General features: G+C 42.6%; 20 protein-coding genes. 18 read left to right on the top strand and 2 right to left on the bottom strand.

The features are described 5' to 3' along the window. Nucleotides 1-5 precede the first annotated feature (5 nt). The 6 genes from cpu_RS06930 (at nucleotide 6) to cpu_RS06905 (ending at nucleotide 2,647) form a co-directional block, all read left to right on the top strand. Complete coding sequence (locus cpu_RS06930) at nucleotides 6-320, top strand: hypothetical protein (protein ID WP_075859300.1); 315 nt, start codon at nucleotides 6-8, stop codon at nucleotides 318-320. Between the two features lie 113 nt (nucleotides 321-433). Next, nucleotides 434-1,177, top strand: a complete 744-nt coding sequence (gene codY / locus cpu_RS06925) for a GTP-sensing pleiotropic transcriptional regulator CodY (protein ID WP_075859299.1) — start codon at nucleotides 434-436, stop codon at nucleotides 1,175-1,177. Between the two features lie 203 nt (nucleotides 1,178-1,380). Beyond that, nucleotides 1,381-1,908 carry a sigma-70 family RNA polymerase sigma factor gene (locus tag cpu_RS06920; RefSeq protein ID WP_075859298.1) on the top strand — a complete coding sequence of 176 codons (528 nt, stop codon included), beginning with the start codon at nucleotides 1,381-1,383 and terminating at the stop codon, nucleotides 1,906-1,908. 61 nt (nucleotides 1,909-1,969) lie between these two features. Beyond that, entirely contained in the window at nucleotides 1,970-2,194 is a 225-nt protein-coding gene (locus cpu_RS06915) for a DUF1659 domain-containing protein (protein ID WP_075859297.1), read from the top strand. Between the two features lie 49 nt (nucleotides 2,195-2,243). Beyond that, a complete protein-coding gene (locus cpu_RS06910; RefSeq protein WP_075859296.1) occupies nucleotides 2,244-2,450 on the top strand; it encodes a DUF2922 domain-containing protein in 207 nt (68 codons plus the stop codon). Nucleotides 2,451-2,500: 50 nt separating this feature from the next. Continuing rightward, entirely contained in the window at nucleotides 2,501-2,647 is a 147-nt protein-coding gene (locus cpu_RS06905) for a YvrJ family protein (RefSeq protein ID WP_075859295.1), read from the top strand. Here the strand turns inward: cpu_RS06905 and cpu_RS06900 are convergent. Further along, nucleotides 2,612-3,817 carry an LUD domain-containing protein gene (locus tag cpu_RS06900; protein ID WP_234970209.1) on the bottom strand — a complete coding sequence of 402 codons (1,206 nt, stop codon included), beginning with the start codon at nucleotides 3,815-3,817 and terminating at the stop codon, nucleotides 2,612-2,614. The two genes, cpu_RS06905 and cpu_RS06900, sit on opposite strands and share 36 nt — an antisense overlap. Before the next feature lie 17 nt (nucleotides 3,818-3,834). After that, entirely contained in the window at nucleotides 3,835-4,797 is a 963-nt protein-coding gene (locus cpu_RS06895) for a (Fe-S)-binding protein (RefSeq protein ID WP_075859293.1), read from the bottom strand. Nucleotides 4,798-4,912: 115 nt separating this feature from the next. On the opposite strand from cpu_RS06895, the gene cpu_RS06890 reads away from it, so the two are divergent. From cpu_RS06890 to cpu_RS06835, 12 genes are all read left to right on the top strand, one after another. Continuing rightward, nucleotides 4,913-5,734: a threonine/serine exporter family protein gene (locus cpu_RS06890; RefSeq protein WP_075859292.1), complete on the top strand. Its 822-nt coding sequence runs from the start codon at nucleotides 4,913-4,915 to the stop codon at nucleotides 5,732-5,734. 15 nt (nucleotides 5,735-5,749) lie between these two features. Beyond that, nucleotides 5,750-6,166, top strand: a complete 417-nt coding sequence (locus cpu_RS06885; RefSeq protein ID WP_075859291.1) for a threonine/serine exporter family protein — start codon at nucleotides 5,750-5,752, stop codon at nucleotides 6,164-6,166. 2 nt (nucleotides 6,167-6,168) lie between these two features. Next, nucleotides 6,169-6,858 (top strand): ComFC family protein, encoded by a 690-nt coding sequence (locus tag cpu_RS06880; RefSeq protein WP_075859290.1) that lies wholly within the window; start codon nucleotides 6,169-6,171, stop codon nucleotides 6,856-6,858. Between the two features lie 267 nt (nucleotides 6,859-7,125). Then, on the top strand, nucleotides 7,126-7,323 hold the full coding sequence (locus tag cpu_RS06875) for a cold shock domain-containing protein (protein ID WP_075859289.1): 198 nt from the start codon (nucleotides 7,126-7,128) through the stop codon (nucleotides 7,321-7,323). A gap of 109 nt (nucleotides 7,324-7,432) precedes the next feature. Then, entirely contained in the window at nucleotides 7,433-7,966 is a 534-nt protein-coding gene (gene hpf, locus cpu_RS06870; RefSeq protein ID WP_075859288.1) for a ribosome hibernation-promoting factor, HPF/YfiA family, read from the top strand. A gap of 84 nt (nucleotides 7,967-8,050) precedes the next feature. Next, nucleotides 8,051-8,248 carry a cold shock domain-containing protein gene (locus cpu_RS06865; RefSeq protein WP_075859287.1) on the top strand — a complete coding sequence of 66 codons (198 nt, stop codon included), beginning with the start codon at nucleotides 8,051-8,053 and terminating at the stop codon, nucleotides 8,246-8,248. 235 nt (nucleotides 8,249-8,483) lie between these two features. Next, on the top strand, nucleotides 8,484-9,134 hold the full coding sequence (locus cpu_RS06860) for a hypothetical protein (protein WP_075859286.1): 651 nt from the start codon (nucleotides 8,484-8,486) through the stop codon (nucleotides 9,132-9,134). Nucleotides 9,135-9,649: 515 nt separating this feature from the next. Next, nucleotides 9,650-10,786, top strand: a complete 1,137-nt coding sequence (locus cpu_RS06855; RefSeq protein ID WP_075859285.1) for an HD-GYP domain-containing protein — start codon at nucleotides 9,650-9,652, stop codon at nucleotides 10,784-10,786. Then, on the top strand, nucleotides 10,744-11,373 hold the full coding sequence (locus tag cpu_RS06850; protein WP_159433986.1) for a DUF5317 domain-containing protein: 630 nt from the start codon (nucleotides 10,744-10,746) through the stop codon (nucleotides 11,371-11,373). Before cpu_RS06855 ends, cpu_RS06850 begins: the two co-directional genes overlap by 43 nt. A 90-nt stretch (nucleotides 11,374-11,463) precedes the next feature. Continuing rightward, a complete protein-coding gene (gene secA, locus cpu_RS06845; protein ID WP_075859283.1) occupies nucleotides 11,464-14,088 on the top strand; it encodes a preprotein translocase subunit SecA in 2,625 nt (874 codons plus the stop codon). Between the two features lie 15 nt (nucleotides 14,089-14,103). Next, a protein-coding gene (prfB, locus tag cpu_RS06840) for a peptide chain release factor 2 (protein ID WP_369688858.1) occupies nucleotides 14,104-15,220 on the top strand; the annotation gives its coding sequence in 2 pieces (ribosomal slippage) (nucleotides 14,104-14,172 and nucleotides 14,174-15,220; 1,116 coding nt in all). Then, on the top strand, nucleotides 15,217-15,452 hold a 236-nt coding region (locus cpu_RS06835), incomplete at its 3' end, for a YitT family protein (RefSeq protein ID WP_143299308.1). The genes prfB and cpu_RS06835, both read left to right, overlap by 4 nt.

The following is a 15,452-nucleotide window of genomic DNA, read 5'->3' as shown; positions in this document are numbered from 1 at the left end:
CAAAGGTGATTGAGGCGATCTTGGCGGGATTTTTTGTCTATGGGGTGATTTCGGCTATCATAGTGCTTTGGGAAGCTATTTACTGGCGCAAGGGAAAAAATTTATGGTTGGTGATAAACGACCCGGAGGAACTTTATGAGATGGAAAAGCTTTTGTATTTTTTAAAAGAGCGTATTCCAGGGGTCAGAGATATAAAGATTGTAGATTTAACGAAGGTGGAAAAAACGGGAAAAAAATTTGCCCAAAGTTACCCACCGTTCCAGGTAATTACCAGGCTGCCGGAGGAAATTAATGAAAGAAACTATATTATCTTTTTTTAAAATTCAGGGCAGGGATAAAGCGGTAATGGTTAATAATTTTTAGGGATTAAGTATAATTATTTAAAAATTTGGTAATATTACTACCGTGAAATTTAAAAAATGGAGGTAGTAATATGCTAAGTTTACTGGAGAAAACAAGATTACTAAACCGCTTTATCCAGCGAAGTCCCCAAAGGCCGGAGCCTTTTATGGAGCTAGCTCTAATGCTTGGGGATATTTCCAAGGCAAGCGTGTTTATTATTGGCCGAAAAAAAATTTTAGGGTTTTATGAACGGCCGGATATGGTGGGACAGGTGATTAGCGGGCGGGATTTAGAGACTCGCCAGGTCGAGCAGGACTTGCAGGATTGGTTATTTTCTTACAATCAAACGGAACACAATATTAAAGGGGATGACGTCCTTACTTACACCGTAGTACCGGTTTTTGGCGGTGGTGAGCGGCAGGGCACAATTCTCCTTGCCAAAAAAGGCAGTGAGGAGTTTAATGCCCAGGATTTAATTTTATATGAGTATGCTGCGACCGTAGTAGGCTTGGAAATTTTAAGGTTAAACAGTGAGCGATTAGAAGAAGAAGCCCGGAAAAAAGCCGCTGTTCGTCTGGCCCTTGATGCCCTTTCCTATTCAGAGTTAGAAGCGGTGAAAAAAATTTTTACGGAGTTAGACGGGGTTGAGGGGTTTGTAGTAGCAAGTAAACTTGCCCAAGAGTATCATTTGACCCGTTCGGTAATCGTAAATGCTTTAAGAAAACTGGAAAGCGCTGGGGTGATTGATTCCCGGTCTTTGGGGATGAAAGGCACTTATATTCGGGTGTTAAACGATTATTTTTTAGACAAGCTTGAAATTGCCCAGCAAAATTAAGAATAGTCGTGAGTGGTTGGCCTTTTTGGAGGTTTGAGGTTAGAAGTTAGAAAATAGTATCAAAAACTCATCTTAGTACAAAAATTAAGTTTTGTCAAAGTCCGCCTTGGTAAAAGGCGGTTTTTTTCTTTTTAAAGGCTTTTTGCTATTCTCTTCCTGGCGCCAAAAATTAAAAGCCCGGGCTTTTACCAGGAGGTTATTTTGTGGATCGTTTTTTCGAAAAGTGGCAAAAGGCTAAAGAGAGCCGGGAAGGGATGGAGGAACTTCTTAACTACTTGCGACCATTGATAAAAAAAGCAGCTTACCGGTACCGAAATCCCTATTTAACGGAGGATGACCTTGTTCAGGAAGGAACGTTAGCAATAATTGAAAGTGTTTACCGCTTTAAGCCCGAGCGCGGGGTTTATTTTTTAAAGTATGTGCGGGAGGTGGTTTACGGTAGGATTTATTCCCTTTTGCGTTCGGAAAGAGCCCGGCGGGGCAAGGAAGTACTTTTAGAAGATTATCCGGTGAAAGTTTTACCTTTTGCCGAAGAAAGGTCAGAGCTAATAATACCTCCAGGGGTTTTAACCCTCCGCCAGGAAAGGCTGATTATCTTAAAGTATAGACAGGGAATTTCTTTAACTGAAGTAGCAAAGATTTTAAAAATCACTCCCGCCGGTGCCTATGATTTAGAAAAAAGAGCCCTGCGAAAATTGAAAAAATATTACCTCTCCTTAAAAAATCAATAAAAAACTGCACTTTCCTTTACGTCAGCCGGCTGAAAAATAAAAAATCCGGGGAGGGATTTAGATGGCGGTATTAGCTAACAAAGTGGGAACGGTCTTAAGGCTCAAATTGGTTGTTGGAGATGATGGCAGTGGCAATCCGGTGTATGCTTTTAGAAGCTATAGCAATATTAAGCCCACTGCTTCCAACGATGATTTATATGCGGTAGCCGTTGCTTTAGCGGGTCTTAGCAGTTACCCACTAAATGGAGTTTTCCGAAACGATACAGAGCTTCTCTATAATGGCTAAGCCGAAGGCTCCAAACCTGAAGCCGAACTTGAAAAGGGGGGATTGAAAGATGAAAGTTTTAGAAATGATTTTTCAAAACCAGCAGGGTAAGAATGTGACAATTAGGGTTCAAGAACCCAAAGGTGGCCTTACCAAGGGGGAAGTAGATGCTGCTATGAACCTTATCCTAACTAAAAATATCTTCACCTCCAGCGGTGGAGATTTAGCAGGACTTAAAGGTTCGCGAATTGTAGAGCGAAACGTGACCGAATTTTAAGAAAAGCCGTGGCAGATGCCACGGCTTTTTGCAGAAAAGGGGGGTATTAAATGGAGTTTTTTAGCCAACTTGCCAACTACAGCTTCCCCATGGCGGTAGCGGCGTTTTTGTTGGTGAGGATTGAGGGAAAGCTGGAAGAGTTAAATAAATCCTTAAACGAGTTAACCCAGGTGATTGCCGGTAAGGAGCTGTCTTAGCGCCACCGTCATCCGGGGTACGTCAATTTGCATTGGGCAGCGCTCCTGGCAGCGACCGCATCTAAGGCAGACGTAAGCCAGGGGTGCTGCTTTATCTAATCCTCCTGCTATAAAAGCGGTCCAAATGGCCCCAATTCCCCCTAAGTACTTATAACCATAGTGGCCAGCAGTTAAAGAAAAAACCGGACATTCGTAAAGGCAGCCACCGCAACGCAGACATAGTAAAGCTTCTTTAAAAGTTTCATTTTTGGAAAGCTCTAACCGGCCGTTGTCTAAAAAAATTACGTGAAGCTCTTTAGGACCATGGGCACCGTAAGTGGTAACTTTTTCAATATCGCCGGTTTTACTGGGGCCGCTTATGATATTAACATAAGAGGGTACGGTATACTGGGCATACCGCCAGGTAACTTCCGCTGTTTTAAAAGCGTCATCTAAAGTTGGAACGAGTTTCTCTAAACCAACAATTACGATATGCACCGGAGGTGCGCCGGTAGCAAGCCGGCCGTTCCCTTCGTTTTCAATAATAAAAAGGGAGCCGGTGTCGGCGGCTACGATATTAGCACCGCTTATCCCAATATCCGCTTTAAAATATTTTTCCCGCATAAACTCCCGTACGGCTGCTACTTCCGCAGCAATTTCGGGAGGGATTTCCTTTTTAAAAAAAGCGGAAAAAAACTTTGCCACTTCTTCCCGGGGAATATGAATGGCCGGAGAGAGAATGTGCATCGGTCGATCATTTCTAAGCTGCTGGATGAATTCCCCCAGGTCTGTCTCCCAGAGAGTATTGCCCCTTTGTTCTAAATGTTCCCTTAAACCAATTTCTTCGCCTACCATTGATTTAACTTTAACGATTAATTTTCCCGTTCCTACGATTTCATCAACAATTTTTAAAGCATGAAGAGCATCTTTAGCAAGATAAGTTCGGCCGTGATTTTCCTCAATGCTTTGGGCGGCTTTTTCGTAGAGGAATTCTAAGTTTTCTAATGCTTTTAACTTCATTTCCCGTACTTCCCGGGCTCGCTCAACCGTGTGGGGAAAACGGGTCAGGGCTTTGTTTACATTTTCCCGGTAAGATTTTACCGCTCGACTTAAGGCTAAATTAACATTTGGGTTATGAGCGGCATTAATTAAACTTTCGGAAAGAGCATGCAAATCCTTTTCTAAATCCACCAACTAAATCACCTTCTTTAAAGGAGAATTTCGGTTAGGTCTTTCACTGGAAGGGTGGTATATTGCGAGAGGTTAAAATAACAATAAGGACAGGCGGTGACTATTTCTTCTCCACCACTTCGTTCCAGTTCTTGAACTCTTTGCTTGGCTAATGCTTCAGCCAATTCAGGGAATAAAAGCTTGGTAGCGCCACCGCAACAGGTGGTAAATCTACCGCTTTGGGGAAGTTCTATTATTTCACTCTCACAGTTGTTTTTTAAAACTTCCCGGATTTCGGTAACTACTCCTAATTCTCGCGCTAATCGACAGGGATCGTGGATAGTAATTTTCTGGGTGTACGTTTTTTTGGGAAGTTTATCAATACAAGCTTTAAGAAACTCCGGCATGGTAAAAACTTCAAAAGGGAAATCAACAAACATCGGGTAAATTTTCCGAAACATTTCGGCAGCATGGGGAGAGGCAACTATAATCTTTTTGACTCCCCGACTTTTAAAAATTTCCGTAAGTTTTAAGGAAATTTCCCGAACGTCATTAAGGTAGCCGTACTCATATAAAAGAGCTCCGGCGTACAATTCCTCTTCCCCCAAATACTGGGGGGTAATACCAAGAAAGTTTAAGAGCTGGACATGTTTTCTTAAGATATTAGCCGTTTTTTCCCGGTCTTTAGCGAGGATACCGGCATAAACTTTTTCGGGATTAAAACCAAATTTATCTACCAAGTTTCGAAGGCCAAAAAGGATTTTTTTGCCAGAACCAAGCTGGTTCATAGTCTTTAGGGCTTTTACCAAACTATCGATGTAAGGGAGCATTTGGTATTCGGTGCCGGTATAAAAAAGATATTCACTATGAGAGGAAAAGCTAAGTCCCTCGGCCCAAGAAGTAAGTTCCCGACCCTTTAAACCTAAAGGGTTCTTATATTTTAAGATGTTTTGACGAACAAGCTCAATGGTGGCTGGGGGAGTTATTGTAATTTCCAGCATGAAAATCCCTTCCTTTTTTCTTGTGCTTAACTCTATTAAAGGAGTTATCACCAGAAAATGTCAATAAAATTACAAATTGTGTTTTGTATACTTAATTTGGAGGTTGGAGTGAAAAATGATAAAAACATTTTTTACGGCAAAAGGAGGAAATGGGAGGAAAGTAAAGAAAAAAGTAAGTGGTGATGTTATGAATTACTTGGACGTGTTAAAGCTTACGGTATTGGCCGGGGAAATAATGATTAAAAGCGGGGCGGAAATTTATCGCACTGAAGATGTCATGGACCGGATTGCTAAAAATTACGGAGCAAGACAGGTGGAAAGTTTTGTTACTCCTACCGGGATATTTTGTGCCATTGAAAGCATTGACGGTCAGGTTTTTACGACGGTACGGCGAATTGAAAGCCGGGGCTTTAATTTAACGAAAATTGATAAGGTAAATGCCTTTTCCCGAAGACTTTCAAAACGTCATATACCGGTAGAGGAAGGGATAAGGGAACTTACGGAGATAGCTCAGGAAAAAAGCGAATATCCCTGGTGGTTAAAAATCTTCGCCGCTGGAACGGGGGCTCTATTTTCTACCGGTTTAATCGGTGGAAAGGGAGCAGAAATGGCAGTTTCTTTTCTCATTGCAATTTTAGTGCGGGCTTTTATTATGGCGGTGCCGGATTTTGGCCTTTTTCCCTTTTTCTTTGATTTGGCGGGCGGGTTTATTTCTACCTTGCTGGTGGTGGCGATTGCTAAAATTTATCCTCTTATGCTGGGAGTTACGGTGGTAGGAAGTATTATGCCTTTTATCCCGGGGATGAGCATTACCAATTCAATTCGGGACGCTATTGCCGGTGACTTTTTAGCAAGCCAGGCCCGGGGCCTTGAGGCTTTTTTAAGGGTTTTAGCTTTAGCGGTAAGTGCAGCGGTGGTTTTGGCGTTAGTGGTGTAGAAAAGGGGTTGGAAGATGGGAATATTGTATGCTTTTTTGGTTTCCTTTGCTTTTGGTATTTTATTTAATGCCCCCTGGGAGAGCCTTTTTTACGGAGGAGTTACCGGTGCCGGGGGCTATATTGTTTATCTTTTAGCAGGGAAAACTCCTTTTGCGGGAGTATTTTTAGGCTCTCTAACGGTGGGGGCTTTAGCGGAAATTTTTGCCCGTCTTAATAAAAAGCCTACGATAATTTTTATTACTACCGGTTTATTGCCCCTGGTTCCGGGGAAGTTAGCTTATGATACTATTACTGCATTTATCCGGGAAAACTTTAGTTTAGGGGTAAGCCTGGGGCTAAAAACTTTTTTTAGTGCGGGGGCTATTGCTTTGGGAATTGCGATTACCTCTTCGTTAATGCGAATATTTAAGACTTTTGGGAAGAGCAAATAACAATGCTTTTAGACTTTCTTTACCCCAAGCCTAAAGTATGCCCCCTATGTTTAAAGCCAATGCCTAAACGCGAGTTTTGTCAACCTTGCCGGGAGTTTTTAAATAAAGCCCGACCGGTGTGTCAGGTATGCGGTCGTTTTTTACCGACAGATTATGGAATATGCTCTGATTGTCGTAAAAAAAATTTTAGTTTCATTAAAGCTTCCGGACTTTTACCTTATACCGGTCCGGTACGCCAAACGATGGTTTTTTTTAAATATAAAAATAAGCGTTATGTCTGGGATGAGCTTTATGACCTTCTGGCTTGGCATTGTCGAGAAAAATTAGGTACAAAATTTGATTTTGTTGTTCCGGTTCCCCTGCACCCGCGAAAATTCAAAGAGAGAGGCTACAATCAAGCAGAAATTTTAGCGAAAAATCTTGCTCACCGCTTGCAGCTACCCGTAAAAAGCAATTTTTTAGTGAAAGTTCGAGAAACACCGGCACAAGTGCAGTTAGGCTTTAAACAACGAAGGAAAAATCTTAGAGAAAGCTTTTATGTTACTGGAAGAGTTACTGGGAGGGAAAAGGTGCTTTTAGTAGATGATGTCTTTACCACTGGGGCTACTGCCGAAGAATGTACCCATAGTTTACTTTTAGCGGGTATTGCCGAAGTTTATGTGCTGACCATGGCAACTGCTGTAAAAAAATGACATATTAGCAAAGATTATGCCAAAAAAATTTAGAAAATTCAATTGTCAATAACTTATCCACAAGAGAACCCTTGATTTTGGTAGTTATCAACAGAGTTATCCACAATATCAACAATTTTACCTGTCCACATAAAAAAATTTTTCCCTATTTTTCGACACGAAAATTTATCGTTGACAAAATATTGCTAAAATGCTATGCTCAATACAAAGAACGTGAGTCGCTTGGGCTTGCGTTTTAGTAAAAAGCTTTAAGGAGGAATTGGTTTCATGCAAGGCAGAGTGAAATGGTTTGACCCTAAAAAAGGGTACGGATTCATCGAGAGAGAGGATGGCGGCGACGTATTTGTCCACTTCTCAGCCATCCAGGATAAGGGCTTTAAGACCCTTGAGGAAGGTCAACAAGTGGAGTTTGAAATTGTGGAGGGTGCCCGCGGGCCACAAGCGGCAAACGTCGTAAAATTATAAGGGCATTTAAACCCCAGGGATATTCTCTGGGGTTTTTTAGTAAATATATTTAATGAGCCTTGTTTTGCAGGTGGCTGGTTAAAATAATAAAAAACAAGGAGGTGTTTTTATGAATGTTCAAGTGCGGGGCAAAAACATCGAGGTCACTCCAGCTTTAAAGGAGTATGCCGAAAAGAGACTTACCAAACTTGAGAAGTATTTACCCAAAATTGATTTAGTTCACGTTACTCTTTTGGTGGAGGGAGATCTACATAAAGCAGAAGTAACTATTCCCGTGGCCGGCTACCTTTTGCGGGGCGAAGAAGAAAGTCCGGATATGTACTCTTCTATTGACCTGGTAGTGGAAAAGCTAGAAAAACAAGCTAAAAAATATAAAGAAAAGCTAAATGCCCGGTTTAAAAATAATAAAAACTATACGACGGATAATAGTAATGTAATTACCGGGGAAGAACAGGACAATGAAGTAAAGATAGTTAAATCAAAACGTTTTGCCATAAAGCCTATGTCGCCGGAAGAAGCAGCTATGCAGATGGAACTATTAGGTCATTCCTTTTTTGTATTTACTAATGCCGATACCGATGAGATTAATGTAGTTTACAAACGACGGGATGGAAAATACGGCTTAATTGAACCAGAAATTTAAGAAAAAGTTTGACAATGGTCATAAAAAGTGGTAGAGTTAGAGCAAGGCTTTTGCCGAATAAAATTTGCAGGAGGCATTGTATCGATGCAAGGAAAAGTTAAATGGTTTGACCCGGCCAAAGGATACGGGTTTATTGAACGGGAAGATGGGGGCGACGTGTTTGTCCATTTTTCCGCAATTAAGGGCAACGGGTTTAAAACCCTGGAAGAAGGGCAAAGGGTAGAGTTCAACATCGTTGAAGGCTCCCGGGGCCCGCAAGCGGCAGACGTCGTAAAGCTATAAATTGCCCGCCAAACCCCTCCGCCAGAGCGGGGGGTTTTTTTGTGCCTAATTCAGGAACGGTCATAAGAGAATCGTACCTATTTTTGGCGTTTAAACGCAAATTAGGGGACGGACCATTAAAGATTTTGGGAGCAACAGGGCAGGTATTCTGGATTTTTTTGATATTAAAGGGTGATATGCAGGAAAATTACGGATTATAGAGAATTATATTTTTAGTTACGAGAGGAGGATATGCGTGTCAGTTTTAAGTAAAGAGCAGTTAGCGGAGCTGGAGCTATTGCTGGGGCGCATTAAAGGAGTTAATGCGGCCCGGGTGGTATTAGATGGGGAAGGGAAAGTAGATGAAATCCATCTTTTAGCAGGAAGCACCCGGAGCCCTAAGCAAATAGTGCGGGATGTGGAGTCAGCCTTACTTGCCTCCTTTAATATTGCCATAGATCATAAAAAAATCAGTATTGCGCAGGTGGAGGAAAGTGAGGAGGACGACACCCGGGAGGAAATCCGGCCGCAGGTGGCTAAAGTGGATATGGTTTTAGAGCAAAATATAGTAAAAGTCAATGTTGAATTAGCTATTGGTGAGGCCAGGATTTCCGGAGATGCCGAAGGTCCTGCTACCTCGCAGAATCGAAAAAGGCTCTTAGCCTTGGCTACTGTTTATGCGGTAGAAAATTTTTTAAATAAAAACGGAATATTTGTCGTGGAGGACGTTCAGGAGTTGTATATATCCGGGAAAAAAGCAATCGTGGTAGCAATAGCTGCCATCTTGGGCCGGGAGGAAGAAAATTATTTAGGTGCGGCCTATGCCAATGGAGATGAAAGGGAAGCTGTAGTTAAAGCAACTTTAGCTGCTATCAATAGACGGCTTCGCTTTTTTGTGGAAAAATAAATTTTTAAATAAATTTTAGAGAGAGAAAATTTTTTTGATGCAGGTGTTTTGCTGGTGGAAGGACCGACATATCCCAATAGGAAGCTAGCGCTTCGAAGCCGAGCCCGAGCGGAATACTGCCTGTCTGCCGATTAGCCGAGGGCGGATAGAGCTTATTCGTAAGGGAGGGCGTTTTCACCATGACCGCAAGAGTGGTTAAGATTCTGCTGGCGATTGTCAGCTTAATCATCGCCGGTGGTGCGAGATTTTCGGCCTAATTACCACCAAAAAATTTATATTTATGTCGGTCCTTATTTTAAATTTAGCTGAGGTGAAAAAATGGTCAATAAAAATAGAATAGATTTATTTATTTTCTAAAACGAAACAAAGTTATTTTCTATTATGTAATTATTGGAATAATTGGTTTTAATTTATTTATAAAGTTTTTGTTATATTTTATTAATGTAAAAAACTATTTTATACCATTTATTTTCTTCCTAATTTTTGGAACATTTGCTGAGAATCTAGCGATCAAAATGCCAAAATTTGGTTTTGTTTCAGTTGCATTTGGACTTGATGTAGCGGCGTTTCTTATTTTTGGTTATAAGATTTCGGCGGTAATTGCAGGAACTTCTTTTTTATTGGATTTCGGCAAAATTGATAAAAGAAATATTAAACTTTCTATATTAAAAAAGATTTTTAATTTTGGCCAAATCATAATTACCATTACTATTGCTGGTATTATCTATAACTTTTTAACTAATTTTTTCATCATAAATCCTTATACTACATTTTTTGCAGTTTTTATCTTTACTTTTGTGTATTTGTTTGTAAATGTGTTATTAGTATGTTTAGCAGCAAGCCTTTCGCTAGATTTACCATTTATGTATATTTTTGTAGACAATTTTAAAGGATTTATTCCAAACTATGCTTTGCTTGCTATATTAGGCTATTTAATGGCTTTGGTGTATAATTCCATTGGTATTCCTGGTATTATCTTATTCTTTATCCCCCTTCTTATTGCCCGCTATGTTTTTAAGCTTTACTCCGACCTCCGGGAGTCGTACCTCTCTACCATCCGGGCGCTGGTAGCGGCGCTTGAAGCAAAAGACCCTTACACGAGAGGCCATTCGGAGCGGGTGTCGGATTTGTCGGTGGAAATTGCCCGGGAAATGGGGATGAAGCCTGAGGAATTGGAGAATATCCGCTTTATGGCATTACTGCATGACGTTGGTAAAATCGGTATTTTAGATACCGTTTTAAATAAAAAGGGGACTCTGGATCCGGAAGAAAAGGATTTAATCCAGGAGCATCCGGTCTTAGGCTCGAAAATTGTGGAAGAAATTCCTTTTTTAAAACAGTGTGCCGGAATGGTGCGCCACCACCATGAGCGGTTTGATGGTACCGGTTATCCGGATAAAATTTCCGGGGAAAAAATTCCTTTAGGAGCTAGGATTATTGCCGTGGCCGATACCTATGATGCCATGACCTCAAACCGTCCTTACCGCCCCGCTCTGACCAAAGAGCAGGCGAAGAGGGAGATTGAACAAAATGCCGGTTGCCAGCACGATCCGCAGGTAGTAAAAGCGTTTCTCCGGGTAATCGAGTGGTTTGATCCGCGAGAAAAGGAATTAGAAGCTTTAAAAGAAGCTGCAGCGGCGGAAAGTACCTGAAGGGAGGAGTAATTATTTATTTAGAAGCTTTAGTTTTAGCTATCCTGTTAGGTTATCTCTTTAAAGGGCGGCTTAGAAATTTAGCGGAACTGGAGTTTAAGGCGCTTTTTTCGTTTATCGGGGCCTTTTTAATACAGTTTATCATTGACTACCAGATGGCCAATCCTTTTATCCAGGCTTATGGTCGGTATCTTCACCTGTTTTCCTATCTCCTTCTTTTTTACGGAATCTACAGAAACTACAAACTTCCGGGGATGGGGTTAATTGGCCTGGGTATTTTCTTGAATTTCCTAGTAATTGCCGCCAATGGCGGTTATATGCCGGCTGATCCCCGGACAATTTCTCCCGAGTGGATTACCATGATGAAAAAAGGGATAAGGGGTACTCACTCATTAATCGATGAACACACGCGCCTTACGTTTTTAGCGGATAATATTTACCTCTGGTTTTACCCGATAACTTTTTCTTTTGGCAAGCCCATTATAAGCTTTGGGGATATATTTATAACTTTAGGAGTTTTTTGGCTGGTTTTTCAAGGAATGCGCAAAGCAAATCCTAAAAGCTATAAGCTTACCGTTTTTCGCTAAGTTGCGGCTTTAGGTTTTAAGTGGTAAAATAAGAGGAAGAGCCTTTAAGGAACCGTAAAGGTTCCTTTATTTGTGCAAAGAGGTGAAAATATGCTGAAGTTTCTAAAGAATTTACTGGATGACAATGCCCGGGAGGTAAAAAGGCTTTCGGCCCGGGTGGAGGAGATAAATAGTTTCGAACCCCAAATGCAAAAGCTCTCCGATGAAGAGTTAAGGGCTAAAACCGGTGAGTTTAAAGAGCGGTTAGCTCGCGGCGAAAGTTTAGATGAGCTTTTGCCGGAGGCTTTTGCGGTAGTGCGGGAAGCGTCCCGCCGGGTTTTAGGGATGCGTCACTTTGATGTGCAGCTCATGGGAGGTATTGTGCTCCATGAGGGTAAAATTGCCGAGATGAAAACCGGGGAAGGGAAAACCCTGGTGGCAACCTTGCCAGCTTACTTAAACGCTCTAACCGGCCGGGGGGTTCATATCGTTACGGTAAACGATTACCTGGCCCGCCGGGATGCCGAATGGATGGGTAAAATCTATAAGTTTTTAGGCCTCACTGTGGGCCTGGTGGTTCACGGCCTGGATTATGAGGCAAAAAAAGCAGCTTACCGGGCGGATATAACTTATGGAACCAACAATGAGTTTGGCTTTGATTATCTCCGGGACAATATGGCCATTTACCCAGAGCAGGTGGTGCAACGGGAGCTATATTATGCTATCGTTGACGAAGTGGATAGTATTTTAATCGATGAGGCGAGGACCCCTCTAATCATTTCCGGTGAGGCGGAAAAATCCACTGACCTCTACTATACTTTTGCCAAAATTGTCAAACAGCTTGTACCCGAGGAGGATTATACCGTTGACGAAAAAGCCCATGCGGTAATGCCAACGGAAGCGGGAATTCATAAAGTAGAGAAAATGCTCGGGGTACAAAACCTTTATGCCGATGAGCACATGGAGTTAACTCACCACTTAAATGCTGCCCTGAAAGCTCAGGCTTTAATGAAGCGGGATCGGGACTATGTGGTGAAGGACGGACAGGTAATTATTGTCGACGAGTTTACCGGCCGCTTAATGTTTGGCCGCCGGTACTCCGATGGACTTCACCAGGCTATAGAAGCCAAGGAAGGGGTTAAAATTGAGCAGGAAACCCAGACTTTGGCTACCATAACCTTTCAGAACTACTTTAGAATGTATGAAAAGCTTGCGGGGATGACCGGTACAGCGGAAACGGAAGAAAACGAGTTTCGCAAGATTTATAACCTGCCGGTAGTGGTTATTCCAACCCATAAGCCGATGATTCGTCAAGATTTGCCGGATGTGATTTATAAAACCGAAAAAGCCAAGTTTAAGGCTATCGTGGAAGAAGTTTACCGCCGTCACCAAACTGGTCAGCCGATTTTAATAGGTACCATTTCCATTGAAAAATCCGAAATGTTAAGTGAAATGCTCAAAAAACGGGGTATACCCCATCAGGTTTTAAACGCTAAATATCACGAAAAGGAAGCGGAGATAGTGGCGCAGGCCGGACGGCTTGGGGCAGTTACCATTGCTACCAATATGGCCGGTCGTGGTACCGACATTTTGTTAGGAGGAAATCCGGAGTTTTTAGCCCTGCAGGAGCTAAGAAAACTGGGTAAAAATGAAGAAGACGACCCTGACCTTTACCGGGAGCTTTTAGCCAAATATAAAAAAATTACCGATGAGGAACATGAAAAAGTAGTCGCGTTAGGTGGCCTTCATATAATTGGCACCGAACGGCACGAATCCCGGCGGATCGATAACCAGCTCCGGGGGCGGGCCGGACGGCAAGGGGACCCGGGTTCGTCGCAATTTTATATTTCTCTAGAAGATGATTTAATGCGCCTTTTTGGCTCGGACAACATTGCCGGGCTAATGGAACGCCTGGGGCTTGATGAAGACACGCCAATTGAGCATCCTTTAATTACCAGATCCATTGAAACGGCCCAAAAACGGGTGGAAAACCGGAACTTTGAAATTCGAAAACACGTTTTAGAATACGATAACGTCATGAACCAGCAGCGGGAACTTATTTACCAGCAGCGCCGCCGGGTGCTTTTTGGGGAAGATGTTTTAGCCTTTGTCCACCAGATGATGGAAGCGGTGGTGGAGCGGGCGGTAGATACCTACTGCCCCGACGGGGTTCATCCGGAAGAATGGGACCTAAAAGGGTTATTAGAGTACGCCCATAACGTCTTCTTACCCAACCATCAGTTAACTCCTGCTGATTTAGCTGAAATTGGTAAAATAGCCCTCGTTAACTTTTTTGCAGACAAAGCCAAAGAATATTATAAGCAGCGGGAAGAAGAGCTTGGGGGCGAACAGCTTAGGGAGCTTGAGCGGTACGTCATTTTGCGGGTAGTGGATGAAAAATGGATGGACCATTTAGATGCTATGGACCAGCTGCGGGAGGGAATTGGCCTTCGGGCTTACGGGCAAAAAGACCCGCTGGTGGAATATAAGTTAGAAAGCGTTGATATGTTTAACAACATGATTGCTTCCATTCAAGAAGATGTGGTGCGGTATTTAATGCGCTTGCAAGTAGCAAAACAGCCCCAAACCAGGAGGGTACGGCGGGTGGTAGAAAACCGGTATCAAGAAGAAGGACACAAAAAGCCCTACCGCCGGGAACAAAAAATTGGGCGCAATGACCCCTGTCCCTGCGGCAGTGGGAAGAAATACAAAAAATGCTGTGGGAGAAACGAGTAAAGGAAGTGGTGAGTGGTGTCTATTGAGTTAAAAAAAGCTTTGGCAGAAATTACCGCAAAGATTGAGGAAATGAGGGTTTCTCTTTGACATTCCAGGAAAAAAGGAACAAGTAGAAAGGCTTTTGGCAAAAACTTATGAACCGGGTTTTTGGGATTATTATCAGGAAGCCCAAAAGATTTTAAAAGAATTAAACCGCTTAAAGGACGATATTGAAAAATTTGAGGGGCTTTTAAAGGTTAAAGAAGAATTAGAGGTTTTAAATTTACTTTTGGAAGAAGAAGAAAATGAGGAGTTAGCCCGGGAAGCGGGGACTAAGGCCCAGGAACTACTGGAAAAACTCCACCGCATGGAAATAGCTTTATTATTATCTGGCCCCTACGATAAAAACTCGGCCATTGTTTCCCTTCATGCCGGAGCCGGGGGGACCGAGGCTCAGGACTGGGTGGAGATGCTCTACCGGATGTATACCCGCTGGGCGGAAGAAAAGGGTTATAAAGTGGAGTTAATCGACCGGCTTTTAGGGGATGAAGCAGGTTTAAAGAGCGTTACTTTTAGCGTGGAGGGTTTTGGGGCCTTTGGCTATTTAAAAGCAGAAAGAGGGGTGCACCGGTTAATCAGGATTTCTCCCTTTGATTTTTCTGGCCGACGGCATACTTCCTTTGCTTCGGTGGATGTCTTGCCGGAGGTGGAAGAAGATGTTCCGGAAATAGAGTTAAAAGAAGAAGAGTTGAAAATTGAAACTTTCCGCTCTGGCGGGGCGGGTGGGCAGCACGTCAACAAAACTGAATCGGCGGTACGGATTACCCATCTTCCCACCGGGATTACGGTAGTCTGCCAGAATGAACGCTCGCAGTTAATGAACAGGGCCTTAGCGGAAAAACTATTAAAAGCCAAGCTTTTGGACTTGGAAATGAAGAAAAAAGAGGAAGAACTTGCCAAAATTCGGGGGGAACAAAAAGAAATTGCCTGGGGCAGCCAAATTAGAACCTATGTTTTTCACCCTTATAGTTTAGTTAAAGACCACCGCACCGGAGTGGAAGTGGGGGATGTCCAGGGGGTTATGGACGGAGAAATTGATGTATTTATTGAAGCCTACCTGAAAATGCTGGTAGCACAAGGAGGTAGCCAATGAAGCTTGCGGTAAGAGCAAAGGACGTAATTGATTATTTCTGGATTACAGTTGGGTCGGCGTTCATTGCTCTAGCCCTGGACTGGTTTTTAATTCCCAATAAAATTGCAGCCGGTGGGGTAAGCGGTATAGCTACCCTTATTCATTATCTTTTTGGGCTACCGGTAGGAGCTGTAATGATTGCCTTAAACGTCCCCCTTTTTCTTTTGGGCTTTAGGGAACTGGGGCTTAAGTT

Source organism: Carboxydothermus pertinax (assembly GCF_001950255.1).
Lineage (GTDB): Bacteria > Bacillota > Z-2901 > Carboxydothermales > Carboxydothermaceae > Carboxydothermus > Carboxydothermus pertinax.
This window is presented reverse-complemented; position numbering and strand designations above follow the sequence as displayed.

Coding starts and splice junctions, on each gene's coding strand:
- codY (WP_075859299.1), top strand. CDS start 434: ATGCTAAGTTTACTGGAGAAAACAAGATTACTAAACCGCTTTATCCAG.
- cpu_RS06915 (WP_075859297.1), top strand. CDS start 1,970: ATGGCGGTATTAGCTAACAAAGTGGGAACGGTCTTAAGGCTCAAATTG.
- cpu_RS06910 (WP_075859296.1), top strand. CDS start 2,244: ATGAAAGTTTTAGAAATGATTTTTCAAAACCAGCAGGGTAAGAATGTG.
- cpu_RS06905 (WP_075859295.1), top strand. CDS start 2,501: ATGGAGTTTTTTAGCCAACTTGCCAACTACAGCTTCCCCATGGCGGTA.
- cpu_RS06895 (WP_075859293.1), bottom strand. CDS start 4,797: ATGCTGGAAATTACAATAACTCCCCCAGCCACCATTGAGCTTGTTCGT.
- cpu_RS06890 (WP_075859292.1), top strand. CDS start 4,913: ATGATAAAAACATTTTTTACGGCAAAAGGAGGAAATGGGAGGAAAGTA.
- cpu_RS06885 (WP_075859291.1), top strand. CDS start 5,750: ATGGGAATATTGTATGCTTTTTTGGTTTCCTTTGCTTTTGGTATTTTA.
- cpu_RS06880 (WP_075859290.1), top strand. CDS start 6,169: ATGCTTTTAGACTTTCTTTACCCCAAGCCTAAAGTATGCCCCCTATGT.
- cpu_RS06875 (WP_075859289.1), top strand. CDS start 7,126: ATGCAAGGCAGAGTGAAATGGTTTGACCCTAAAAAAGGGTACGGATTC.
- hpf (WP_075859288.1), top strand. CDS start 7,433: ATGAATGTTCAAGTGCGGGGCAAAAACATCGAGGTCACTCCAGCTTTA.
- cpu_RS06865 (WP_075859287.1), top strand. CDS start 8,051: ATGCAAGGAAAAGTTAAATGGTTTGACCCGGCCAAAGGATACGGGTTT.
- cpu_RS06855 (WP_075859285.1), top strand. CDS start 9,650: ATGCCAAAATTTGGTTTTGTTTCAGTTGCATTTGGACTTGATGTAGCG.
- secA (WP_075859283.1), top strand. CDS start 11,464: ATGCTGAAGTTTCTAAAGAATTTACTGGATGACAATGCCCGGGAGGTA.